We start from the raw sequence: 25,208 nt of genomic DNA, 5'->3' as shown, positions 1-25,208 counted from the left end.
GGTTTGTGTGATTTAAATTTTCAAATCGGCACATCCTCAAATCTTCAAATTAATTACTTTTATCGTTTACTATCACAAAAACATCCTCATTATCTTTTTTCATGAGGTATTTTTCGCGGGCAAATTTTTCGAGTTTTGCCGGGTTGGAGGTAAGTTCGTCAAGGTCCTTGCTAACGGCGTCTGTTTGTTTAATATAAAAATCGCGCTCCTGTTTTAACTTGCTAAGCTGCTGATGGTATTGGTATTGCGAAAAAAGGTCGTTCTTATCAAAAAAGATCATCCACACTACAAAAGCCGCAGTAACCCAAAAAAACTTATTTTTAAAAAGGTATAAAAGGCGTTTCATATCACTATATCTATTTCACAATAAAATTAAAGCAAAAGTTCGGTAGCTGCAAGTGGTATTATTAACTTGTTAACAGTGGGTGTGGTTTTTCAAGTTCCCCTCTTGAGAGGGGTTAGGGGTGTGTTATTGAAGCGCTAATGCGGGCGTTTCCCTCCGGGTCGTGCTATCCGCTCATACTACACAGGCATTAAGCACAAGGCCGGTATCCGCTCCTATCACTAACGCAAAGCTTCGACGCGCTCCGTTGACTCACCCGGTCGTTGCTTCGCCCGACCACCCTCTCTGCCGCAAGCGGCAAAGAGGGTTATCAAACATATATTTCTTATTTAATCTCTTCTTCCGCCACGGCTATTACCGCCACGACTTCCGCCGCTCATGTTGCCGCTGTTGCTACTGCTCTTATTATTGTTACCACCACGACCACGGTCTTTATTACCAAAACCACGGCCTCTTTTTGGCGCGCCGCTACGGCCACCGCCGCCTGATTTGGCTGCTGCCTCGGCTTTAGCTACCATGCTTTGCGGGCTCATCGGGTAAGGATGTGCCTCGTTAACAGGTATCTGTTTTGCTATCAGCTTATGAATATCTTTCAGAAAATCAATTTCTTCGGCATCACAAAAAGAAAGCGCTATACCACTTGCACCTGCGCGACCTGTACGGCCAATCCTGTGTACGTAGGTTTCAGGTATGTTGGGCAGTTCGTAGTTTATAACATGGGTAAGCTCGTCAATATCAATACCGCGCGCAGCAATATCTGTAGCTATTAATACCCTTGTTGTACGGTTCTTAAAGTTTGATAAAGCCCGCTGACGTGCATTTTGCGATTTATTACCGTGGATAGCCTCGGCAGTAATGCCAACCTTCACAAGGTCCTTAACCACCTTATCCGCACCGTGTTTGGTACGTGTAAATACCAGCGCGGTTTTAATTTCCTTATCCTTTAATATATGGTTAAGTAAGGCTTTTTTATCGCCCTTATCTACATAATAAAGCTCCTGCTGAATGGTATCTGCAGTTGATGACACCGGTGTAACCTCAACCTTTTCAGGCCTGGTTAAAATGGTATTGGCCAGGTTCTGTATCTCGTTTGGCATAGTAGCCGAAAAGAACAGCGTTTGCCTTTTTGCGGGTACTTTGGCAATGATCTTTTTAACATCATTTACAAAGCCCATATCCAGCATACGGTCGGCTTCATCCAGTACCAGCATTTTAATATGATCAAGGTGAACATATTTCTGGTTCATCAGATCCAGTAAACGGCCCGGTGTTGCTACTAAAATATCAACGCCCCTGCGTAAACTATCAACCTGTGGATTTTGTGAAACACCACCGAAGACAACCAAATGCTTTAAGCCGGTATGTTTGCCATAAGCGGCAAAGCTTTCAGCAATTTGTATAGCCAGCTCGCGTGTTGGTGTTAAAATAAGGGCCTTAATGGTTTTTTGCTCTTTATGCTGCAGCCTGTCCTGGTACAATAACTGTAAAATAGGAATAGCGAAAGCGGCCGTTTTACCGGTACCAGTTTGCGCGCAGCCCAGCAAATCTTTATGCTGTAATATAATAGGGATGGATTGCTCCTGTATTGGCGTGGGTGTAGTATATCCCTCAGTTTTTAAAGCCCTGAGTATAGGCTCAATTAAATTTAAATTTTCGAATGACATGTAATGTTTTTATCTATTGTGCTAACGCGATTGCATAAGCGGATCTGAAGAGTTGTCGGTGATCAAAACCGTAAGCTAACGGGTATTGCCAGCAAAGATACGCTTTTATTTGGTAAGTAGGTGCAGGTGATAGCTTAAACGCTAAAGGTGAAAGGTTTATGACAATTTATTGAGGTGAAAGCTGAAAGGTAAAAGGCGAAAGCTTTAATTCTGTATCCCTCTTTGCGCGCAGCGGAGAGAGGGTCGACGAGTGAAACGACGACCGGGTGAGTTGTCGGGGCGCGTTTGTTTCTTCTCTGTATCTTCAATAATTCCTGAACCCGAATTTCTTGAATTAGAGAATTTATAGAATTCCGATAATTCTGTAATTCTGTAAATTCTGGTTCAGATACTTTGGGCGTTACCTACGGCCCGTGCTATCCGCTCATACTGCACAGGCCTTAATCACCAGGCTGGTATCCGCTGCTATCACTAACGCGAAACTTCGACGCGCTCCGCCGACTCACCCGGTCGTCGCTTCGCCCGACCACCCTCTCTTCGCCTGCGGCGGAAAGAGGGTAAAAAAAATACTTTTATTTACCCCTCTACAACCGCGCTCTCATCCTTATTCTCTTCCTTCTCCTTCTTCCCCGTTAAATAAGCATCTAGTAATATCAAGCCCATACCCGCCATTATCGACATATCGGCAACGTTGAATACTCCTGTTTGGAAGATCACAAAATCAATATGCATAAAATCAGTCACCGAGCCATGTACTATACGATCATACAAATTACCCACGCCACCGCCTATGATGAATATGATACCCACCAGCTTGTAATTGCTCATGTTGGGTTTGGTAAGGATGTACCATAAACCCCATGCAACAGCTATTAATGGCAATATCATCAGTACGATGTACCGAACAGGACCACCCAGCGAATCACCCAGACTTAAAAACGCGCCTGTGTTCTCCACCTTTTCCAGCGTTACGTGATTGGATATAAAGCCGATGACCTGGTACTCGGTCATGTGTTTGCGTACTATAGATTTTGAAACCTGGTCGCAGCCAATGTTTAGTGCAAGTATGAATAATATGATGGCCCCTCTCAGGATCTTGTTTGATTTCATGGGCGCAAATATAATATGATTGCCGGATTTTAAAATTCCCTTTTTGTCTGGACCATGATTTGCCTGATTAGAAGATTACATGATGACAGGCAATAAAATCAAGGCAATCCTCAAATCCTATAAATCATGGTTCAGACAACAAAAAAGCCCCGATGCCGGGGCTTTATATTTTCAATTAACTCAGTCAACCACTCACGTAATCAACCTAATCAACTATTTTAACTACTTTTTGTAAAACTTAAAATTCTTACCGATGAATTTTGCGTTTGAGCCTAATTCTTCCTCGATACGTAATAACTGGTTGTATTTAGCGATCCTGTCTGAACGTGAAGCTGAACCTGTTTTAATCTGACCGCAATTTAATGCTACTGCTAAATCAGCGATGGTTGAATCTTCAGTTTCGCCCGAACGGTGGCTCATTACTGAGGTGTAACCGTTAGTTTGTGCTAATGATACCGCGTTAATAGTTTCAGTTAATGAACCTATCTGGTTAACTTTTACAAGTATTGAGTTTGCAGTATCTTCGTCGATACCACGTTGTAAACGGGTTACATTGGTAACAAACAAATCATCACCTACTAACTGTACTCTATCGCCCAATTTATCGGTTAAAATTTTCCAGCCATCCCAGTCATCTTCAGCCATACCGTCTTCGATAGAAATGATAGGATATTTCGCTACTAATTCAGCAAGGTATTCAGCTTGTTCAGCGCTGGTACGGATAGCACCTTTTTCGCCTTCAAATTTAGTGTAATCGTATTTGCCATCTTTGTAAAACTCAGATGCAGCGCAATCAAATGCGATGAAAATATCTTCACCGGCTTTGTAACCTGCTTTTGCAATAGCTTGCAAAATGGTTTCAACACCATCTTCAGTACCATCAAAAGTTGGAGCAAAACCACCTTCGTCGCCTACTGCTGTTGAAAGTCCGCGGTCATGTAATATTTTTTTCAGGTTGTGGAACACTTCAGTACCCCACCTTAATGCTTCAGAAAATGAAGGAGCGCCAACCGGCATGATCATAAACTCCTGGAACGCGATAGGCGCATCAGAGTGTGAACCACCGTTAACGATGTTCATCATCGGGATCGGCAATGTGTTAGCGTTAACACCACCAATGTAGCGGTATAAAGGCTGACGGCTTTCTTCAGCAGCAGCTTTAGCAACTGCTAATGATACACCCAATATAGCGTTAGCGCCTAATTTACCTTTGTTTGGTGTGCCATCAAGGTCGATCATGATGCTGTCGATCAGGTTCTGATTGAACACATCAACACCCTGAAGTTCCTTTGCTATTATTTCATTTACATTTTCAACGGCCTTAAGTACGCCCTTGCCCATGTATACAGATTTATCGTTATCGCGCAATTCAACAGCCTCGTGAATACCCGTTGATGCTCCTGATGGAACAGCAGCACGGCCGAAGGCACCGTTTTCAGTTAATACATCTACTTCGATAGTAGGATTGCCGCGGGAATCTAATATCTGGCGGGCGTGGACATCAATTATTAAGCTCATTTTGTATAATTTAGATTAAAATTATACATAGTGTAAAAGGTACACTATGTTTTATTACTTTTCAAATATACAAATGAAATTAAAATATGCTGAAAATAAATAAAGTTTAACGTTAAATTAACGTGGAGAGTAAGTGATGCGACTAAACCAACGGCACAGCAGAAAGAATTATTTTTATAAAGTAGTTAAAAAAGCCAAAAGGCATTATTACAAAACGGTACTCCCATTTAATGGTGGTTGTAACAAAAAATCTCTCCAAGCCTCTACAAGTTCTTTAAATTCCAACAACGATAATGTTCCTAAAACATTTTTTCCATTGTTATCATAAAAATCTATTCCAAAAGGTGTAATAAATGCTATGTCTTCATTATTACTTACATCAGGATCTTTGATTAAATTAAAATCTCCATTAATAGCCAGAATTACATCATAGACTATCTCAGTCAAAATTTGAGGATTTTTAAAACGGCTTATAAAGCTAATATTGGGATCATTTACTGTTGAGGATGCTCTTTTGTATGTTTTTCCGTCAGTAATATTATTATAAAACAATATACCTTTATCCTCTATAATTCCCATTTATTTATTGAATTTTTATCTGTGCTTTTGCCGGTGTAGAGTCGCGTACTCCCTATTAAGTAAGTACTAAATATACTGCTTTGGCTTACAGTTGCAAACTGTAACAATGCGCCACCACGAGCTGCAAGCTCGCGGGAGCATTTAGTAAATAGCCCACATCCTGAAAATCAAAAAAATCCAGTAAATTCTGGTTCCCCTACTCCCACTTAAACAACTTAACAGCAGCCGAGTAAACAATAACACCCCATATCAGCAGGATCAATAACTGGTGACCAACATCAAGCAAACTTGCGCCTTCAAAAGCTATTTTGCGCATGGCATCATTAAGGTAGGTTAATGGCAGCGCATTACAAACCGGCTGCAGCCACGTTGGGAAAACAGAGATACTAAAAAATGTACCCGACAGCAGGAACTGCGGCAAGGTGATAATATTAGCTATCGGCGGTACAGAGCTTTCATTTTTGGCTATACCCGATACCACAAAGCCAAAGCCCATAAAAATGACGACCCCGACGAACGAGAGCACCAGCATTTGCAGCACCGTGCTTATGCCATGTATCAGCGTAAAATCAAAAGCGTAGTGGCCTATCAGTATAATAAATAGCGCACCTATCAAAGCAAAGGTGATACGGGCCAATGCCTCGCCCAATACTATGCTGTACCTTTTTACCGGGGTAGCAAAAAAGCGTTTTATTACCAATGTGATACGCAAACTCAGGAACACGAATGCCGTACCAAAAACACCGGTACTTAATAATGAGAAGCCTAATTGACCGGGTAAGATAAAGTCGATGGTTTTGTATTCGCGGCCGGATACGGTTGTTTCCTTTAGTTCAGCAATTGCAGGTGGTTCATTACTGGTTAATTGGTTCATCCGGAAAAAGATAGTGCTTAATACCGATTTCAGGATGTTGTCCTTTTCTGCCGAGGCTTTGGTGTATTGCACATCAACAGTAAATGCAGGCTTAGATTTTGCAACCGATAATGGCGGGTATATCGTCCAGCCATCATGGTTTTTTTTGATATTTATAATAGCATCAATATGCCCTTTAGCCAGGTCGCTATTCATCTGGTCGATAGGTTGGTCGTTGATCAGGTGTATCACGCTTGATTTTGCAAGTGCCTGGTAAACCGGGTTCTGTGTATCGCTACCCTTTACCACACCCACATCAACACTAACGGCGCTGCCGCCAATAAAGCCGAACACCAATATAAATATCAGCGGGAATAACAGCGTAAACACCACCGACGACGGGCTGCGCACAATTGATCTGAAACTGGCTTTGGCAATGGCCAGGGTTGCTTTTGTATTACTATAATTATTATTTTGGTTCATTAGTTCATTAGTTCATTGGTATCAACTGCAGACCTTTTCAGTCATTTGTCATGGGTCATAATTGACTGCAACTGCTCATTGGCAACTGCAAACTCACTCCCCCTTCAGGGGGTCGGGGGGCTGTGCTTACCCTTCCCTCCACTCCTTGCCTGTCAGGTTAATAAAAACATCTTCCAGGTTGGCTAGCTTTACTTCTTTTTTACGTTCAAAGCCCGATGCTACCAGCTTGTCGATAAAATTATCGGGGGTATCGATATCTATAATACGGCCACCATCAACAAAAGCCACGCGGTCGCATAATATTTCGGCTTCATCCATGTAATGGGTAGTAATAACCACGGTAGTCCCGCTGTCGCGGATCTCGCGAATCAGGTCCCATAAATTACGCCTTGCCTGCGGATCGAGCCCTGTGGTAGGTTCATCCAAAAATATAATACGCGGGTCGTTTATTAAAGTAGTAGCGATAGAAAAACGTTGTTTTTGTCCGCCGGAAAGTTCTTTGTACTTGGCTTTAGCCTTATCGGTCAATGCCACTTTTGCCAGCATTTCCATAGGCGTTTTGTTGATACCGTACAGACCCGAGAACAACTCGATCAGTTCAGAAAGGTTCAGGTTTGGATAATATCCCGCGGCCTGCAGTTGTACACCGATGCGTTTTTTAATATTGTCGGGGTCCTTATCAACATCAAAGCCATCAACTATGATCTGGCCGGATGTTTTATCGCGCAGGGTTTCAATGATCTCTAAAGTAGTGGTTTTACCCGCCCCGTTAGGGCCAAGCAAACCGAAGATCTCGCCCTCATAAACCTCAAAGCTAATGTCCTTTACGGCATTAAAATCGCCGTAATTTTTTACCAGGTTATTTACGGTAATAATGGGTTGTTTTGCCATGGCGCAAAAATGCGATACATTAATGATATAATTATAATTTTTTGATTTGAATGACAGAAATATTACTGCCTTGCCTAAATCCCTCTTATTATGCCCCTCTCCTTTAGAGAGGGGGTTGGGGTGAGGCTATATATATGATACTCGTCCGTAAGTAACGGACCAGCGCTTATTTTACCAGGTGACCTAAAGTTGCAATAACTGCATGTGCCTGTGCTATAGCATGTATTGCCAAATTTATAAGGTGTATTGTAAGTAACTTTTCCATTGTGTGAGTGATTTGATACATCAAAAATGCACACAGAACAGCGCTACAACCAGTGGTTTTTGGGGAATCCGGCCAAAATCCCGGTAAATGGCGGTAAAATGCCGACGAATGGGGTAAAACAAAATTTCACCGTCATCCTGAACTTGTTTCAGGATCCCGCAAGTGAGGTGATCAGCATAAAATCGACCTGGCATGTGAGGTGCTGAAACAAGTTCAGCATGACTTGGTTTATGATGAATTATATATCTTTATCATATTATCATCTAAAACAACATGAAAAAACTTCTTATATATTCTCTTTGCATAATCGCCTTATCGGCATGTCATACAAAAAGCACTCAGCCAAAAGTTGATTCAACGGCAGTATATAAAGTACCCGATGAGGCAGCTATTAAAAAGGCTGTTGATAATGCATATCATTCCATCTGCTTTAATACAGGAGAGTTACCCCGTTATGCAGAGATCAAGGAAGCTTTTATTCCACAGGCACAGTTGATCAATTTTCGTACAGCAGATAGTGCACAGGTAACCAACATCAACCAGTTTATTTACCTGTACCGTACATTTATTGAAACAGGCCACATACATTATTTTTACGAAAAAGAGTTGTTCGGCAAAACAGAGCAATTTGGTAACATAGCCAGCCGTACCAGTACTTATGCAACTTATCTTAATCACCCGGATAGTTTGGCTGAGCGAGGCGTGAATAGTTTTCAGCTTATTAAAACTAAAGCCGGCTGGAAAGTTTCAAGTATTATTTGGGATGTGGAGAAACCGGGGTTGAAGATACCGGGGTATTATTTGGGGAAATAAATATACCTTTTACTGGCTTTAAGACCTGCTTGTTGAGTCGCGAGGTATCGCTCATTGCCGCTAGGGCTACTACTTTTGTCTTGATACAAAAGGTAGCAAAAAATCAAGTCATTAGAAATGCTTCTTTGCCGCACTGGCCTTTGCGCTGCAAATCAGGCAAAACCTGAGCTGCTATATTTTTACCCGGCTGTCGCTACGCTCTGGGCTTTTGCGCTTCTGTAAAAATCTGCTATGCCCTGCCGCCCACAAGGCCACCATCGTTTTACCTGATTTCGCCCGAAGCTGTTCTACTGACGGGGGAAGGGAAAAGAACTAGATTAAACGGATCAAAAGAGCGTAGGCCTCTGACAACAAGGGCGGGCCAGCGTAGAGGCGGGAATGCCGGTTTAGCTTTTTGGGTGATGTGAGGCACGAAGGTGCCGAACAGCGAAAAAAGCGTAAAGAACCGGCAGGGCGGGTGGAAGCATCCTTGTTGTCTTGACTTTTTGGTTCTTTTGTGTCAAGACAAAAGAACTAGCCTCCGCGGCAATGAGCGGCTTCACATGATATTTAAACCTACAAAGTTTGCTCTGTACAGTCGGGATTGCTTCGTTCCTCGCAATGACGGTTGGAGAGAAAACGACAAAGGGCCGGATAAAATCCTGCCCTTTGTCGTTTTAGTATGATATCTCTTAATTCATCAACTTAATAAAATCATCAAACAAATACCTGCTATCATGCGGGCCGGGTGATGATTCAGGGTGATATTGTACCGAGAATGCTTTTTTATCCTTTACCCTGATACCTTCAATAGATTGATCATTCAGGTTTACGTGGGTGATCTCCACTTTATCTGATGCCCTTACAGCTTCAGGTACTACACCAAAACCGTGGTTTTGCGAGGTAACTTCGCAATGGTTGATAATAATATTTTTAACCGGGTGGTTCAGTCCGCGGTGACCATTAAACATTTTTTTGGTTGGGATGTCATTAGCCAAAGCCAATAACTGATGACCTAAACAGATCCCGAACATTGGTTTATCAGCAGCTAATATTTCCTTTACAGTTTCAATAGCGTAAGGCATTGCAGATGGATCGCCGGGACCGTTCGAGATAAAATACCCTGATGGCGCGAAATCCTTTTCCATTTCTTCGAAAGTGGTTTTTGCTGGATAAACCTTTGCATAAACATCACGGTCGTCAAAATTGCGGAGGATGTTTTTCTTTACACCCAGATCAAGCACCGCTACACGGTATTTGGCGCTTTCATCACCAAAAGTATAGGTTTCGGTAGTTGATACCTGCGATGATAATTCCAAGCCATCCATTGAAGGTACTTCAGCCAATTTAGCTTTCAATTCTTCCAAATCAAGTATTTCAGATGAGATGATGGCGTTCATGGCGCCTTTATCACGTATGTGGCGCACCAGTTGGCGGGTATCAATATCGCTAATACCTACAATGTTTTGCTCCTGGAAATAATCCTGTATGCTTTCGTTAGCCTGTTTGCGGCTGTAGGTAATATTATAATTCTTACAAACCAGCCCGGCAATCTGTATCTGGCTCGATTCAACCTCAGCATCAGCAATACCATAGTTGCCTATGTGCGCGTTGGTGGCTACCATTATCTGCCCGAAGTACGATGGGTCAGTAAATATCTCCTGATAACCGGTCATGCCGGTATTAAAGCAGATCTCGCCGGTAGTAGTACCGATCTTTCCGGCAGCTTTGCCATAAAATACAGTTCCGTCAGCCAGTAATAATACTGCCGGTAATTTGGTGAAGTAAGTCATTTGCGAAAAAAATAGAATGATTATTGGGTTGGTTAGCCTGGTAACAAGCTCCCTTAAAACAGGTTGCAGAATTGAAGTAAGAAACCTCTTGATTCACGCCGCAAAGGTAAAAGATTATTTCGGATTTTGGAAGTGGGATTTGGGATTTTTGTAATGAGAGTGTAGAAAACAATAATTAATTATTGCGCAGGCAATTCTATAAATTTCTCGTTTATACCTATTTGCCAAAAAATACTTGTGAGGTAATCTTTTAATCTTTTGTTTGTTAAAACTATTGAAAGAGGGACATACATCACAAAAAATACAGCCATGAAACTTAAAGCTGAAATTGTAAACCAGTCAACAACTATGGAATTATAAGTTAATGACGGCCATTTTAATAAAGTAAAGCCGAGCAGTGTACCAAACAAGCCCAAAATAGCCGGTAAAAATATTGCATCAGTTCGCAATTTTGACTTTGCGAATATTTGAGACCCTTTTTTTTCATTATTTGAAAGTTCCATCAAAATTGAACCACCTACAAAACTTCCAAACCTGTAAACTTCATAAACCGAAATTCTGTCACCATTAATTGAAATTTCTTTGAAATCAGGAAATTTATATAAGGATAAGAAGCCTGTATTTTGGCGGGCTTCAGCAATTTTTTGTTTTAAAGCATTAAGTATTTCTTCTTTCGGAACTTTGGTTTCAAGATAATATGATTTATTAAAGCGATCTGCCCAGGCCATAGGTAAAGATAAGGATTGCCTGATCAATTATATAATCCGGAGTTAAATCGGATTTTTTTGTAATGAAAGCGTAAAACTGGGGGTAATGGTAATAAACGCGCTCCGTTTGACTCACCCCGACTACGCTGCGCTGGTCGGGGTGAGTCAAACGGAGCGCGTTCCTCCACCCAGCCCCCCCAAACTTAGGGGGAGGTGTCGACGAAGGAGACGAAGGGGGTAAAACGGAGCGCGTTGAAGTTCAGTGTTAGGGATGGTAAGGGTTTAGCCCGACGAAGGAGGGCCGGAGCGAAGCGCAGCCCTGAACAGCCCGGGCCGCAGGTAACACCCAAAAGAATAGTGATTAGAGAGCAGTTGATTAGTGAGTAGTTAGAACTACTCATGTAATAATTACTACTTCGTTCCTCAGCATGACAAATCAAAAATAAATCCGAAATCGAAATTCCGAATTCCGAAATCAAAAATACTACCTTTGTACCCCATATAACAAACACCATGTCGGTACATAAAGAAGTTAAACGGATAACTACCCATACTTTGCAGGAGATGAAGAACAGCGGCGAGAAAATAGCTATGCTTACCGCTTATGACTACTCCATGGCAACCATTGTTGATGATGCAGGTATGGATATAATTTTGGTGGGCGATTCGGCCTCAAATGTAATGGCCGGGCATGAGACTACGCTGCCTATCACGCTCGATCAGATGATCTATCATGCTTCATCAGTAGTGCGGGCGGTTAAGCGCGCGTTAGTGGTGGTTGATCTGCCATTTGGCTCGTACCAGGGTAATTCCAAGGAAGCCTTGAGTTCAGCAATACGCATTATGAAGGAAGCCGGAGCGCATGCCGTAAAAATTGAGGGCGGCGTTGAAATTGCTGAATCAGTAAGTCGAATTTTAACAGCGGGTATCCCGGTAATGGGGCATTTGGGCTTAACACCACAATCCATCTATAAATTTGGTACTTATACAGTACGTGCAAAGCATGAGGCCGAAGCTAAGAAACTAAAAGAAGATGCCCTGAAACTACAGGAACTGGGCTGCTTTGGTATAGTGCTGGAGAAGATCCCTGCCAAACTTGCACACGAAGTAAGCGAAAGCCTGAGCATACCTACTATAGGTATAGGCGCAGGCCAGCATTGCGACGGCCAGGTTTTGGTAATACACGATATGCTGGGTATTAACAAGGGCTTTAAACCACGCTTTTTACGTCAGTACGCCTCATTATATGATGTGATGAACGGTGCTATTAAGAATTACGTGAGCGATGTAAAGGCAAAAGAATTCCCTAACGAAAAGGAGCAGTATTAGCCCCCAGCCCCTAAAGGGGAGCAATTTAACTTACGGAACTCCCGACTTACTGACTTTCTGACTAAAAAAATGGCCAAACCCGAATTTAAATATACCAATTACGATATAACCGACAGCGATGTGCTGTATGAGGATAACCACCTTATTGCCATAAACAAGCGGGCGGGCGATATTGTGCAGGTTGATGATACCGGGGATGAATCGTTAGAGGATAAGGTTAAAAAATACATCGCCAAAAAATACAGTAAACCCAATGGCGCGTTTTTGGGTGTGGTACACCGGTTGGACAGGCCGGTAAGCGGTGTAATACTCTTCGCCAAAACCAGCAAGGCTTTGGAACGTATAAACCAGATGTTCAAGGCCCGCGAAATGCATAAAACTTATTATGCCGTGGTGCGCAACAAACCACAACCAACCACAGGTACACTGGTACACTGGCTTATTAAAAACCCGCAGAAAAACGTAACCAAGGCCCACGACCGTGAAGTTGTTGGCAGCTTGCGATCGGAACTTAACTACAAACAGGTTGCCGAGCTCAACGGCTACTATTTAATTGAGGTTGATCCTATAACCGGTCGCCCGCACCAGATCCGGGTACAGCTATCCACATTGGGCTGCCCCATTGTTGGTGATAACAAATACGGCTATCCGCGTGGCAGTTTGCGTAAAAGCATCTGTTTGCATGCCCGCCGGTTACAGTTTATTCATCCTATAAAAAAGGAACCTATACTCATTACTGCTCCGGTGCCTAAAGATGGCTTTTGGGAGAAGTTTGAGGGAATGATGGGGTGAGGATGTGCAGATATGCAAATGTGCGGATGAAAAAAGGAGGTGTCATGCTGCGTAGTCGAAGCGTGAGCTAAGGCCTCCATACTAATCCATCAGAATTGTCATCCTGAGCGATAGCGAATGGATCTTCTTCGCCATGTAATTCGCCGACTTAGCAATTGTATAAGATCCATTCGCTATCGCTCAGGATGACAATGGTAAAAAGAAAATATCCTTACAACCCCAGCACCTGCCTCCAAATCCTTTCATCCACCAAAACACCATCTTTCAAACTTTTCTCCCGTGTTCGTAAAGTATTTTCTCCCGGATAGGAAATTGAGCCACCCTCCTTTTCTGGTCTGCTGGTTTTGGTATAGCTGATTATTTCTTCAATAATATGTTCGGCATAGGCATCATCCTGCGGTTTTATGCAGATGAATACCTGCGACACACCTGTCTCCTTCTCCTCTTGTGTTATAGCAGCGGTTGACCTGCCACCGCTCAGCACACTTGCCAGCAGATCAAGCACTAATGATAATCCCGAGCCTTTCCAAAAACCAATAGGCAACAATCTTTTTGATTCAAGTATAGTTGTGGCATCGGTACTTAAATTACCGGCAGCATCATAGCCGCCGGGTAATGGCAGCTGCTCATTGTTCGATTGATATTGCCGAAGCTTACCCACCGAATACTGCGAAATAGCCATATCCAGTACCACATGCCCCCCTTTTCTCGGCACTGCAATAACCAGCGGGTTATTCCCCAATCGCGGATCAATACCATCCCAGGGCGGCAAATTGGCAATGGTGTTTGTAAAGCAAATACCAATAAGCCCGGCATCGGCCGCTTGCCAGCCATAGGTACCGCCGCGCATCCAGTGATTGGTGTTTTTAAGGGCTATGCAGCCTATCCCGTTTTCCTTTGCCAATTCAATGGCACGGCTCATACAGATTTGCGCATTCAGCATACCTGGCCCAAGGTTACCGTTCCATTGTTCAAGCGCGCCAAGGGCATTTTCCTTTATAGGTTGGGCTTCAACCTTAATTAATCCGTCTTTTACAAACTGTACAAAAACCGGGAAACGGTTTAAGCCATGTGTATAAACCCCATCCCTGCTGTTCTCCGCAAAAATAGTAGCGCATTGCGCCGCTTTATCTGCGTTAAAATCCAGTGATAACAGTATCCGCTCAAATTCAGATCTTAATTTTTCAAAAGGTACTCTCATTGGGTTCAAAGTTTAAAGTCGAAAGCTCTGTTTGTGTTTGGGCACATATATAATTATTATATATTAATTCCCCTTTCCTGCGAATCATAAAATCATGTGTAATAATTAACGTGTAAAACAGTTATAATTACCTGCCTGCAATTTTTTACTTTTGCTGATATTTTTTTTGAATGAAAAATAAGATCCTCTTTCTATTCCTACCGCTCCTGATCATTATCAGCATGGGTATAAATTCCTGCAAAAAGGATTCCCAGATCTCATCAATACAAACACTTTTTACAAACGGCACCTGGCAACTGGCATCAGAGGTTCAATTTAACTACCTTGGCAGCAACCAGTTACCAACCGATACACTAAATACTACCTGCGATACCACACAGTTATTTACTTTCACCAATAACAACAGCTGCAGTTATACTAATTATGGTTGTGTTGATCAATCTTCGACAGGAAGCTGGTCATTATCAAGCGATGCGCTTTATTTAATGACTAACCTTAGTTTTAAACAAGCCGGTGATACCACCACAGTTAAACCATTTACCTACTGTAAAATAGTAAACCTTGGTCAATACTCCATGGTATTGCAAACTGGTGATATATCGGTATACCCTTCACCAACTACAAGAATAAAGATTTACCAGTATGGTTTTGTACGCCAGAAAATAAAAGCGAGCAATTAAAAACAAACTGGTTTGTAACTAGGGATATTTAGGATGAAAATTTTATATTTGGATGGATATAAATATTGATCTGTCATTTTGAAAAAAAGAATAGCCATTTTTGCTTCAGGTTCCGGATCAAACGCCCAAAAGATTATGGAGCATTTTAAGCGCAGTTCCGAAGCGGAAGTTGTGCTTATACTTACCAATAACCCGCAGGCCTATGTATTGCAGCGTGCCGATAATTTTGAGGTACCCTCGCATATATTCACCCGCCATGAGTTTTACCAAACCGATGATGTAATTAAACTGCTGAAAAATCTGCAGGTTGATCTCATTGTGCTTGCAGGCTTCCTGTGGCTGGTACCCGTACCGCTGTTAAAAGCATTCCCTAACCGCATTATTAACCTGCACCCTGCCCTGCTGCCCAAATATGGTGGCGCAGGCATGTATGGCGATCATGTGCATAAAGCCATCCTGGCCAATAAGGAAGAAGAATCAGGCATTACCATACATTTTGTAAATGCTGAATTTGACGAAGGCGAGATCATCCACCAATCCAAGTTCCGCATCGACCCGGATGACACGCTGGAGATGATCAAATTTAAAGGTCAGCAGTTGGAGCATCAGCATTTTCCGAGAGTGGTGGAGAATCTTCTTAAAAAAATGAAGAGCTAAAAATCATGCGTCATTGCGAGGAACGAAGCAATCTTTAGGCTATACAGAGCCTTTTGCTTATCTATTGAGTCGCTTGGTATCGCTCATAGCCGCTAAGGCCTATTTGTTTTTCGCAAGTTGTTTGTTTTTTAAGGTGCTCAAGAGGGCTTCGCCGTATTGTCTTGATACAAAAGAAACAAAAACCGACCGGAGGGAGCTCATGAATACCATTGAAAAACAAATAACAGATGAATAAATCAAGTCAGCAGAAATGCTTCTTTGCCGCACAAGGCCACTGCCCTGCAAACCAGGCAAAACCTGGGCTGCTATATTTTTACCCTGCTGTCGCTACGCGCTTTGCCTTTGCCCTTCTGTAAAAATCTGCTATGCCCTGCCATTACGCACAAGGCCACCATCGTTTTGCCTGATTTCACCCGAAGCTGTTCTACTGACGAGGAAGATAAAGTACTAATCTCCATTTTGTCATTGCGAGCGCTAACGTGGCAACCTCATCGCATGCATATATTAAACGCGAAGAGGTTGCTTCGTCGTTCCTCCTCGCAATGACATTTTTAAATAAGTGCGCATTTAAAAAAAGCGTGGACCCCGACAACAAGGGCGGGCCAGCGTGGAGGCGGGAATGCCGGTTTAGCTTTTTGGGTGATGTGAAGGTACGAAGTACCGAACAGCGAAAAAAGCGTGAAGAACCGGCAGGGAGCGAGGGAAGCATCCTTGTTGTCTTGATTTTTTTGGTTACTTTTTGTATCAAGACAAAAAGTAACTTCTTAGCGAAAAGCGATACCATGCGATAGGTAACCAGCTTGTATGTCCGCTCTGCACAGTCGGGGATTGCTTCGTCCCTCCGCAATGACGCACGGAGCTTGAGTATGATGCACCAAATAAAAAACCTGCATTCTGACTCTCAATCGATAACATCAAAAAAAATAATTATTAATGATTAATCTCTAATCCCTAATTCCTACCTTTGCGGCTCAAAAAATTCATTGCTAATGAGCCAGTCTGTTCAAATAAAAAACGCGCTAATTTCTGTTTACTATAAAGACAACCTTGAGCCTATAATTCACGAGTTAAACCGCCTGGGTGTAAAAATATATACAACCGGTGGTACCGAAACTTTTATACGCTCACTTGGGGTTGATGTAATTGCTGTTGAGGACCTTACCTCTTACCCGTCCATATTAGGTGGCCGTGTAAAAACCCTGCACCCTAAGGTGTTCGGCGGTATACTGGCACGCAGAAATTTTGATAGCGATGAGCAGCAATTAGCGCAATACGAGATCCCGGAAATTGACCTGGTGATCGTTGATCTTTATCCGTTTGAGGAAACTGTAAAATCAGGCGCTGGCGCCGATGATGTGATCGAAAAGATCGACATCGGTGGTATCTCCCTTATCCGCGCAGCGGCTAAAAACTTCAAAGATGTGGTTATCGTGGCATCAAAAGATGATTACGGTCAACTGGAGAACCTGCTTACCACACAAGCCGGTACCACAACCTTAGATCAGCGCCGTACCTTCGCTCAAAAAGCATTCAACATTTCATCAAACTATGATACCGCCATCTTCCAGTATTTTAACCAGGAAGAACCAATGCCGGTATTTAAACAAAGCATACAAACCAGCCAGATTCTGCGTTACGGCGAAAACCCGCATCAAAAAGGTGTTTTCTACGGTAACCTTGACGCTATGTTCACCAAACTGAATGGTAAGGAATTATCATACAACAACCTGGTTGATGTTGATGCCGCTGTTGCCCTTATTGATGAATTTACCGAACCAACCATCGCCATATTAAAACATACCAATGCTTGCGGTATCGCTTCGCGCTCTTTTATTAAAGAAGCATGGATGGATGCGCTTGCCTGCGACCCAGTATCAGCCTTCGGTGGTGTTATCATCGCTAACGACGAGATCAATGCTGAAACAGCAACTGAGATAGACAAGATATTTTACGAGGTATTAATTGCACCTGCTTACACCGATGAGGCTGTTAAGATTTTACAGGGCAAGAAAAACCGTATCATCCTGATCCGCCAGCCGGTTGAATTACCTGTTAAACAGTTTAAGACACTATTAAATGGTGTTATTGAACAAGATAAAGACGCGGTTATCGAAGGTCCGGCTCAAATGACAACTGCTACTACAAAACAGCCAACTGAGCAGGAATTGAAAGATCTTTTCTTTGCTAACAAAGTGGTTAAGCATACCAAATCAAACACTATCGTATTCGCCAAAAACAGTCAGCTGATGGCAAGTGGCGTGGGTCAAACTTCAAGGGTTGATTCATTAAAACAAGCCATTGTAAAAGCGGAAAGCTTTGGTTTTGATTTAAAAGGAGCGGTTATGGCATCTGATGCTTTCTTCCCGTTCCCGGATTGTGCCGAGATTGCTGCTGATGCAGGTATTACTGCTATTTTACAACCCGGCGGATCAATCAAGGACCAGGATTCCATCAACATGAGCAATGAAAAAGGCATAGCGATGGTTACTACCGGTGTACGCCATTTTAAACATTAATTTTGCCGATTAGTTAAGTGGTTGATTGTGTGACCGGGTTATTTTAATTAACTTATGCAACATAATCAACCTAAGTCAACTTAATCAACTAATCAATTACACGACAACAATAAATTTGATATTTTAACGCTTAATTACATTATTAATTAATTTTTTTAAGTGTATTTTTATCAACTTTGCAAATTATTTGAAGCAAACTACAAATGGGTTTATTTAATTTTTTTACGCAAGAAATTGCCATTGACTTAGGTACCGCAAATACCCTCATCATACATAACGATAAAGTAGTTGTCGATGAACCATCGATAGTAGCTTTTGATCGTACAACAAACAAAGTTATTGCCATTGGGCGCCAGGCCATGCAAATGGAAGGTAAAACCCACGACAATATCCGTACCGTTCGCCCGCTTAAAGATGGTGTAATTGCCGACTTTAACGCTGCCGAACACATGATACGCGGCATGATAAAAATGATCAACCCTGGTAAGGGCTGGTTTTTCCCGTCGCTGCGTATGGTGATCTGTATACCATCGGGTATTACCGAGGTGGAGAAGCGTGCTGTACGTGACAGCGCCGAAATTGCAGGAGCCAAAGAGGTTTACTTAATACATGAGCCAATGGCTGCCGCGGTAGGTATTGGTATTGATGTGGAAGAGCCTATGGGCAACATGATCATTGATATTGGTGGTGGTACTACCGAGATCGCGGTTATCGCGTTATCAGGTATCGTGTGCGACCAGTCTATCCGTGTTGCGGGTGATAATTTCGACTCTGATATTGTACAATACATTCGTCGCCAGCATAACATCATGATCGGCGACCGTACTGCTGAGAAGATAAAAATTGAGGTTGGCGCGGCATTGCCTGAACTGGCAGATCCACCGGCTGATTTTGCCGTACAGGGTCGTGATTTGATGACCGGTGTACCAAAGCAGATCATGGTATCTTATACCGAGATTGCACATTGTTTAGATAAATCTATCTCTAAAATAGAAGAAGCGATATTAAAGGCGCTGGAAATTACCCCGCCGGAGCTTTCGGCTGATATTTACCAAACCGGTATTTACTTAACTGGTGGTGGCGCATTACTGCGTGGCCTTGATAAACGTGTGGCATCAAAAACCAAACTACCCGTTCACGTTGCCGAAGATCCGCTTCGCGCCGTAGTACGTGGTACAGGTACCGCTTTGAAAAATATTGGTAATTTTAAATTCTTAATGCAATAGTTTTGTGAGTGGTGAGTAGTGAGTGGTGAGTGGATAGCACGTTTAAGGTTGTTTTCCAATCATCATAAACCACTCACTACTCACCATTCACCATTCACCTACTAAAAAATGCGTAATCTTTTAATCTTCATTACTAAGTACAACGCATTTTTTTTATTCCTTATTTTTGAGATAAGCGCGCTCATTATCTACGTTAAATACAACGCCTTTCAAAAAGCCTCTTTTATTAACAGCTCTAATGAGGTTACCGGCAAATTGTACACCCAGGTTAATGGCTTATATGAGTATATGTCGTTAAAAGCAGTGAATGATAGCCTGGCCCATGAAAATGCCAATTTGCGCAATCAGCTTAAATCATCATTCTATATTGATACTATAGCCAAACACAAGGTATCTGATACGGTGTTTAAAAAACAGTATGAATACATAACTGCTAAGGTGATCAACAATTCATTTAACCGTGCTTATAACTACATCACCATAAACCGTGGCAGTTTGGATGGTATTGCTGTGGGTATGGGTGTTATCAGCAGCACGGGCATTGTTGGCAAAGTGGTAAATGTTACGCCGCACATGGCCAATGTACAATCCATGCTGAACAAGTATAGCCGCTTCAGTGTTATGCTGGCTAATAACAAGGAAATAGGATCGATACAATGGACGGATGACCTCGATCCACATAAGGGTGTCTTGGTTGATGTAAGTACTAACGCCCAGCCAAAAATTAGCGAAGCTGTATTAACATCGGGCTACTCATTGTTTCCTGAAGGGATAATGGTTGGCAGGGTTAGTAACCTGCGCACTAAAGGCGGGGGTATGGAAATAACACTTGCTGTTGATTTCAGCAAATTACAATACGTAAACGTAGTAGATAACAAATTTCAAAAAGAGCAGGACGACATAGAAACACTGCAAAAAAAGGATGATCAGGACAATACTCGTTAATTTTATCCGGTTTGTATTACTGGTGTTTATACAGGTGTTTTTGTTAAAAAATATCACCCTGTATAACCTGGCTACGCCTTACCTGTACATTTTGTTCATCATGCTGCTGCCCTTTGATACGCCAAACTTATTACTGTTTGTATTGGCGTTTGTAATGGGCCTAACTATTGATGCTTTTTATGATACCCCGGGCCTGCACGCTGCAGCTTGCGTGGTACTGGCATTGGTACGTATATTATTCATCAGCATAACGGTACAAAAAGAAGGCTTTGATAACGAGCCCGAACCCACCCTGAGCATTATGGGTTTCAGGTGGTTTTTTACATACGCATTAACCCTTACCCTATTTCATCACTTTTTCCTTTTCAACCTTGAAGTTTTTCGCATTTCTGACATACAATATACACTAAGCCGCTTTGTTTTAAGCTCTTTATTTACCGTATTTTTAATGTTGGTTATAGGCTTGTTATTTTTCAGGAAGAAAGAACGTAAATGAATACTTTTTTTGTACGGCGGTATGTCATCGCAGGGATTTTTATTACTATCATACTTATTCTACTTGCCAAGCTGTTTTATATACAGATAATTGACAAGCAGTACAGCATTTACGCCACCAAAAACGTACTCAGGCAAATTAAGATCTATCCCGCCCGCGGACCGATCCTCGACCGTAATAACAAAGTGCTGGTACAAAACCAGGCTTTTTATGATATTATGGTAACCCCCAAACAGGTAAAACCATTTGATACGCTTGAATTCTGTAAACTACTGGACATCACCAAAGATGATTTTGACGTTGCCTTTGAAAAGGCGAAAAAATACTACCCTAACCAGGCATCACCCCTGGTAAAACAATTAACGGTTGAAAAATATGCCTCTATACAGGAAAGGCTTTCTGAATTTCCCGGCTTTGAGGCAATTACCCGCTACCTGCGTTTTTACCCTGATTCAGTTGCCGCACAGTTCCTGGGGTATATTGGAGAGGTGAATGACGATCAGATCAAACGCTCACACGGCAATTATCATCAGGGCGACTATATCGGCATCACCGGTGTAGAAAAATCATACGAGGATGTTTTAAGGGGGCAAGTGGGCATAAAAAACATGGTGTACGACTCGCACAACAGGCCAAAGGGCAGCTATATGAACGGCGCACTTGATACGCCTGCAGTGGCCGGCGAACGGCTTACATCATCGCTTGATATGACCATACAAAAGCTTGGTGAACAATTGATGCAAAATAAAGTAGGCAGTATTATAGCTATTGAGCCATCAACCGGCGAAATATTGTGCTTTGTAAGCAGCCCAACTTATGACCCTAACCTGATGGTAGGCCGTGAACGTGGTAATAACGCCGCCAAGATGTATAAAGACCCATATACGCCGTTTTTAATACGGCCAATACAGGCATATTACCCACCGGGTTCATCATTTAAACCGTTGAACGCGTTAATTGCTTTACAAGCCGGACTTATAACCCCAGAAACTTCCTATTACTGTACCGGCGCCTACAAGGGCGGCCTTCCACGTTGCGATGAGCCCCATGGCCAATCAGACCTGGCACGGGCCATTGCCGTATCATGTAATACCTATTTTTCCAGCGTTTTCGAACGGCTGATGAATGTTAATGGCGCGAAGAATATTGACACAACTTTTGTCGACTGGCGCAAAAAAGTGAGTAGGTTTAGTTTTGGTGAAAGGCTGGATATTGATTTACCCAATGAAGGCCGGGGCTTTTTACCCACAGCACAGCTTTATAATAAAAAGTTTGGTGTTAACCACTGGCGCTCAAACTCCATACTTTCGCTGGCCATTGGTCAGGGTGAGTTGGAGGCAACCCCTTTGCAAATGGCTAATATTGAGTGTACCATTGCCAATCACGGCTTTTATTACAGGCCGCACCTTATTAAAGCCATTGGCGATAGAAAAATCACCAAAGCCGAATACACACAACGCAATTATGTAGGTATTGATGCGCAATACTTTGAGCCTGTAATTAACGGCATGCAACAGGTGGTTGAAAGTGGAACGGCCCATAATTCGCAGATCCCGGGTATAGTAATGTGCGGTAAAACTGGTACAGCGCAAAACCCGCATGGTAAAAACCACTCGATATTTGTAGCTTTTGCACCAAGGGAAAATCCTAAGATCGCTATCGCCGTAGTTGTTGAAAATGCCGGGCAGGGCGCATGGTATGCGGCTCCTATTGCCAGCTATATTGTTGAAAAATATTTAACAGATACCATTAAACGGTCAATGAGTGATTTTAACCGGATAAAGGACGCCAACTTAATGCCTGATCCTACCTTTTATTATTCTCAAATTAGAAAAGAAGCGGCAAGGGACAGCATTAGAAAGGCAAAGGCAGATAGTATCCGTAAAAGAGGTACCATAAAAAGTGTCGCCACAAAAAAGCGTAATGATAATAGGATAGCAGTTTTAACATCAGCCATAAAAGGGAAGGAAAATGAATAATCCGCAACGCAGTTTCTTTTTTAATGTCGACTGGATCACGGTGTTTCTTTACCTGGCGCTATGCACTATCGGCTTGCTTAATATCCATTCTGCGGCATATAACCCAAAATACCCAAGCCTATTTAGTATGACTACCGATTATGGCAAGCAGTTCATCTATATAAATATAGGTATCATATTAGGTATATTTATTTTACTGCTGGAGAGTAGATTGATAACCGCGCTCGCACCGGCATTTTATGGCGTAACAACATTATTATTAATACTAGTACTGGTGGTTGGCCGTAATGTTGGCGGTAACCAGGCATGGATCTCTTTAGGCGGAGGCTTCAGGCTACAGCCATCGGAGTTTGCCAAGTTTAGTACCTGCTTAATGCTGGCGCGATATTTAAGCGGCACCAATATAAAAGTATCTGATTTTAAATCGTTCCTGATGGCAGCGGGCATCATACTTTTCCCAATGGCGCTCATCATGTTGCAGCCCGATGCCGGTTCAACCCTGGTATTTAGCTGCCTTATATTTGTTTTATACCGCGAGGGCTTATCACCCTACTTCCTGATACTGGAGGGCTTGTTTATCACCCTGTTTGTATTAACTATAAAGTTCAATAATCTCACATATATAGTGGTAGCGCTAGTTATTATAGCGGCAATAATTATATTTTTTGTTAAGCGAAACCGCAAGCTGGTATCAACCATATTAGTTGGCCTTTGTATAACGGTGGCTTTTGTTTTCAGCGTTAAATTTCTTTATAACGATGTATTAAAACCGCATCAAAAAGTACGTATTGATATTGTTTTAGGCATTACATCCGATCTGAAAGGCAAAGGTTATAATGTAAATCAATCCAAAATAGCCATAGGTTCGGGCAAGCTTTGGGGCAAGGGCTATATGCAGGGTACGCAAACCAAATACTCATTTGTACCCGAGCAAAGTACCGACTTTATTTTCTGTACAATTGGCGAGGAATGGGGTTTTGCAGGCTCAGTAGTAGTTTTAGGATTGTACCTATTTTTAGTACTCCGCATTATTCGTATTGCAGAAAGGCAACGATCGCCATTTTCACGCGTATATGCCTATGGCGCTGCCTCAGTTATATTCTTTCACGTGGTTATCAATATAGGCATGACCATCGGCATAGTGCCATCAATCGGCATACCGTTGCCATTCATCAGCTACGGAGGCTCATCATTAATAAGCTTTACATTACTGCTGTTTGTATTGATCAAACTCGACTCAAACCGGATGGGTATTGTTTACGCGTAACGGCGTTTTAACAAGGCATAAAGCTTTTCGGTAGTTTCAGGTTTGCTGTCCCAATTGTTTTTGGCCACGTAATTCTTTTTCAAAAAGGTGTCAGCCTCTTCAAGTGAGGTAAAGCGGTTTAATATTTCTATCGCTTCGCTATAAGCCAGGCTGTAGCCGTTAAACAGGTCCTTTATGTACAGCAGCTTATCATTAAGGTTAATGGCTTGTTTAAGGTCATCTATTTTTTGTGCGCCTATCTGCTCCGTAACATTCCCACTTTTGCTTGCAAGCTGTGCCGATATCCTTTCATTAATGGTCAGCACTTCCTCCTTTGCAAATTCTCTTTTTTGTGGGGCCGGACTTTCAAAAACAGGCTTTAGTTCTTCAATATGTGCTACCTCTAATGGTTTGGCAGCGGCAGGTGGCACATCAATTACTGGTTCTTCAATTATTGGCTCTTCAATATCATCTGGTGTAGGCGCAGTTTCATAACTCTCATCCTCATCACTCCAATCAGCCTCATCCAGTATTAACTCATGCCTTATGGTTTGAGACTCTTCACGTATGTATGAATAACTGTCTTTATCGCTGCCGGGTTCCAGGTCTATCTGTGGTACAGGTAAATCCCCAGCATGATTTATAACAGGCTGGTTTACCGAATGTACAAGCGGTTCAAAATATCTTGGCTCGGGGGTTGGTTCTGGCTCCGGTTCTTTAACGGGTATGTGCTCAACAACGGGTTCAGGGGCCTCAACCAAAGGCGGCCATTCTTCATCCGCTGTTATTTTTTCAATAACAGGCTCCGGGGCTTCAACTAATGGAGGCAGTTCTTCAGCAACAAATTTTATGGGCTCAACAATCGGTGGCTTCTCTTCAATAACAGGTTCCGGCGCTGGTACGGGCACCATTTTTGAGTTTAACTTATTGAGGATCACTACATGATCGGTTAAGAAATGTGAATTGGCTATAAATAGTTCCAATTCAAGTTCATTTAGCTGGCCGTCTATTGTTTTCAGGTATTCATATTGATCGCTTAACTCTTTTATAATTACGCCTATCTTTTTAAATACTTCTTGTTGCTTCATGGCTTCAATATTGAAAAATGCTACCCAAAAATAAGATTAAATTCTGATATTTGGC

The 25,208-nt window shown here is 42.4% G+C and carries 23 protein-coding genes; 12 read left to right on the top strand and 11 right to left on the bottom strand.

The features are described 5' to 3' along the window. Positions 1-49 precede the first annotated feature (49 nt). The 7 genes from BLU33_RS04105 to BLU33_RS04075 form a co-directional block, all read right to left on the bottom strand. Entirely contained in the window at positions 50-346 is a 297-nt protein-coding gene (locus tag BLU33_RS04105) for an FtsB family cell division protein (protein ID WP_091369620.1), read from the bottom strand. 326 nt (positions 347-672) lie between these two features. Beyond that, complete coding sequence (locus BLU33_RS04100; RefSeq protein ID WP_091369618.1) at positions 673-2,007, bottom strand: DEAD/DEAH box helicase; 1,335 nt, start codon at positions 2,005-2,007, stop codon at positions 673-675. 576 nt (positions 2,008-2,583) lie between these two features. Next, entirely contained in the window at positions 2,584-3,117 is a 534-nt protein-coding gene (lspA, locus tag BLU33_RS04095; RefSeq protein ID WP_091369616.1) for a signal peptidase II, read from the bottom strand. A 222-nt stretch (positions 3,118-3,339) separates the two neighbouring features. Beyond that, positions 3,340-4,635, bottom strand: coding sequence for a phosphopyruvate hydratase (eno, locus tag BLU33_RS04090; RefSeq protein ID WP_091369614.1), 1,296 nt, complete (start codon positions 4,633-4,635; stop codon positions 3,340-3,342). Between the two features lie 207 nt (positions 4,636-4,842). Then, on the bottom strand, positions 4,843-5,214 hold the full coding sequence (locus BLU33_RS04085) for a hypothetical protein (protein ID WP_091369613.1): 372 nt from the start codon (positions 5,212-5,214) through the stop codon (positions 4,843-4,845). Between the two features lie 196 nt (positions 5,215-5,410). Continuing rightward, positions 5,411-6,550, bottom strand: a complete 1,140-nt coding sequence (locus BLU33_RS04080; protein WP_091369611.1) for an ABC transporter permease — start codon at positions 6,548-6,550, stop codon at positions 5,411-5,413. Between the two features lie 126 nt (positions 6,551-6,676). Continuing rightward, a complete protein-coding gene (locus tag BLU33_RS04075) occupies positions 6,677-7,441 on the bottom strand; it encodes an ABC transporter ATP-binding protein (protein ID WP_091369610.1) in 765 nt (254 codons plus the stop codon). A gap of 291 nt (positions 7,442-7,732) precedes the next feature. Here BLU33_RS04075 and BLU33_RS04070 point away from each other — a divergent pair, with 291 nt between their 5' ends. Then, positions 7,733-7,912 (top strand): hypothetical protein, encoded by a 180-nt coding sequence (locus tag BLU33_RS04070; RefSeq protein ID WP_091369608.1) that lies wholly within the window; start codon positions 7,733-7,735, stop codon positions 7,910-7,912. A 67-nt stretch (positions 7,913-7,979) separates the two neighbouring features. Further along, positions 7,980-8,519: a hypothetical protein gene (locus tag BLU33_RS04065; protein WP_091369605.1), complete on the top strand. Its 540-nt coding sequence runs from the start codon at positions 7,980-7,982 to the stop codon at positions 8,517-8,519. A 671-nt stretch (positions 8,520-9,190) separates the two neighbouring features. On the opposite strand, the gene carA is transcribed toward BLU33_RS04065, so the two are convergent. Both carA and BLU33_RS04055 read right to left on the bottom strand, forming a co-directional pair. Next, on the bottom strand, positions 9,191-10,291 hold the full coding sequence (gene carA / locus BLU33_RS04060; protein WP_091369603.1) for a glutamine-hydrolyzing carbamoyl-phosphate synthase small subunit: 1,101 nt from the start codon (positions 10,289-10,291) through the stop codon (positions 9,191-9,193). A gap of 179 nt (positions 10,292-10,470) precedes the next feature. After that, the gene (locus BLU33_RS04055; protein WP_091369602.1) at positions 10,471-11,019 is read right to left on the bottom strand and encodes a hypothetical protein; all 549 of its coding nucleotides are present in this window, start codon (positions 11,017-11,019) and stop codon (positions 10,471-10,473) included. Between the two features lie 492 nt (positions 11,020-11,511). On the opposite strand from BLU33_RS04055, the gene panB reads away from it, so the two are divergent. Then, a complete protein-coding gene (panB, locus tag BLU33_RS04050; RefSeq protein WP_091369600.1) occupies positions 11,512-12,327 on the top strand; it encodes a 3-methyl-2-oxobutanoate hydroxymethyltransferase in 816 nt (271 codons plus the stop codon). Between the two features lie 69 nt (positions 12,328-12,396). Then, positions 12,397-13,119: an RluA family pseudouridine synthase gene (locus BLU33_RS04045; protein ID WP_091369598.1), complete on the top strand. Its 723-nt coding sequence runs from the start codon at positions 12,397-12,399 to the stop codon at positions 13,117-13,119. Positions 13,120-13,330: 211 nt separating this feature from the next. Here the strand turns inward: BLU33_RS04045 and yiaK are convergent, their stop codons facing one another. Then, positions 13,331-14,320, bottom strand: coding sequence for a 3-dehydro-L-gulonate 2-dehydrogenase (gene yiaK, locus BLU33_RS04040; RefSeq protein WP_091369597.1), 990 nt, complete (start codon positions 14,318-14,320; stop codon positions 13,331-13,333). Between the two features lie 170 nt (positions 14,321-14,490). Here yiaK and BLU33_RS04035 point away from each other — a divergent pair, with 170 nt between their 5' ends. From BLU33_RS04035 to rodA, 8 genes are all read left to right on the top strand, one after another. Continuing rightward, positions 14,491-15,000, top strand: coding sequence for a hypothetical protein (locus tag BLU33_RS04035; protein WP_091369595.1), 510 nt, complete (start codon positions 14,491-14,493; stop codon positions 14,998-15,000). Positions 15,001-15,078: 78 nt separating this feature from the next. Beyond that, positions 15,079-15,657, top strand: a complete 579-nt coding sequence (gene purN / locus BLU33_RS04030) for a phosphoribosylglycinamide formyltransferase (protein ID WP_091369593.1) — start codon at positions 15,079-15,081, stop codon at positions 15,655-15,657. Positions 15,658-16,646: 989 nt separating this feature from the next. Then, entirely contained in the window at positions 16,647-18,173 is a 1,527-nt protein-coding gene (gene purH / locus BLU33_RS04020; protein ID WP_091369589.1) for a bifunctional phosphoribosylaminoimidazolecarboxamide formyltransferase/IMP cyclohydrolase, read from the top strand. A 203-nt stretch (positions 18,174-18,376) separates the two neighbouring features. Further along, positions 18,377-19,399 carry a rod shape-determining protein gene (locus BLU33_RS04015; protein ID WP_091369587.1) on the top strand — a complete coding sequence of 341 codons (1,023 nt, stop codon included), beginning with the start codon at positions 18,377-18,379 and terminating at the stop codon, positions 19,397-19,399. Between the two features lie 108 nt (positions 19,400-19,507). Next, positions 19,508-20,344, top strand: a complete 837-nt coding sequence (gene mreC, locus BLU33_RS04010) for a rod shape-determining protein MreC (RefSeq protein ID WP_091369585.1) — start codon at positions 19,508-19,510, stop codon at positions 20,342-20,344. Beyond that, positions 20,322-20,840, top strand: coding sequence for a rod shape-determining protein MreD (locus BLU33_RS04005; protein ID WP_091369582.1), 519 nt, complete (start codon positions 20,322-20,324; stop codon positions 20,838-20,840). The genes mreC and BLU33_RS04005 overlap by 23 nt, the downstream gene beginning before the upstream one ends. Beyond that, complete coding sequence (mrdA, locus tag BLU33_RS04000) at positions 20,837-22,819, top strand: penicillin-binding protein 2 (protein WP_091369580.1); 1,983 nt, start codon at positions 20,837-20,839, stop codon at positions 22,817-22,819. Before BLU33_RS04005 ends, mrdA begins: the two co-directional genes overlap by 4 nt. Continuing rightward, positions 22,812-24,086, top strand: coding sequence for a rod shape-determining protein RodA (gene rodA / locus BLU33_RS03995; protein WP_091369578.1), 1,275 nt, complete (start codon positions 22,812-22,814; stop codon positions 24,084-24,086). Before mrdA ends, rodA begins: the two co-directional genes overlap by 8 nt. Here rodA and BLU33_RS03990 read toward each other — a convergent pair. Continuing rightward, entirely contained in the window at positions 24,077-25,153 is a 1,077-nt protein-coding gene (locus BLU33_RS03990) for a hypothetical protein (RefSeq protein ID WP_091369577.1), read from the bottom strand. The two genes, rodA and BLU33_RS03990, sit on opposite strands and share 10 nt — an antisense overlap. Positions 25,154-25,208: the final 55 nt, after the last annotated feature.

Source organism: Mucilaginibacter mallensis, from assembly GCF_900105165.1.
GTDB classification, from domain to species: Bacteria; Bacteroidota; Bacteroidia; order Sphingobacteriales; family Sphingobacteriaceae; genus Mucilaginibacter; species Mucilaginibacter mallensis.
Note: the sequence above shows the minus strand (reverse complement) of the source record. Positions and strands in the feature narration are given on the sequence as shown.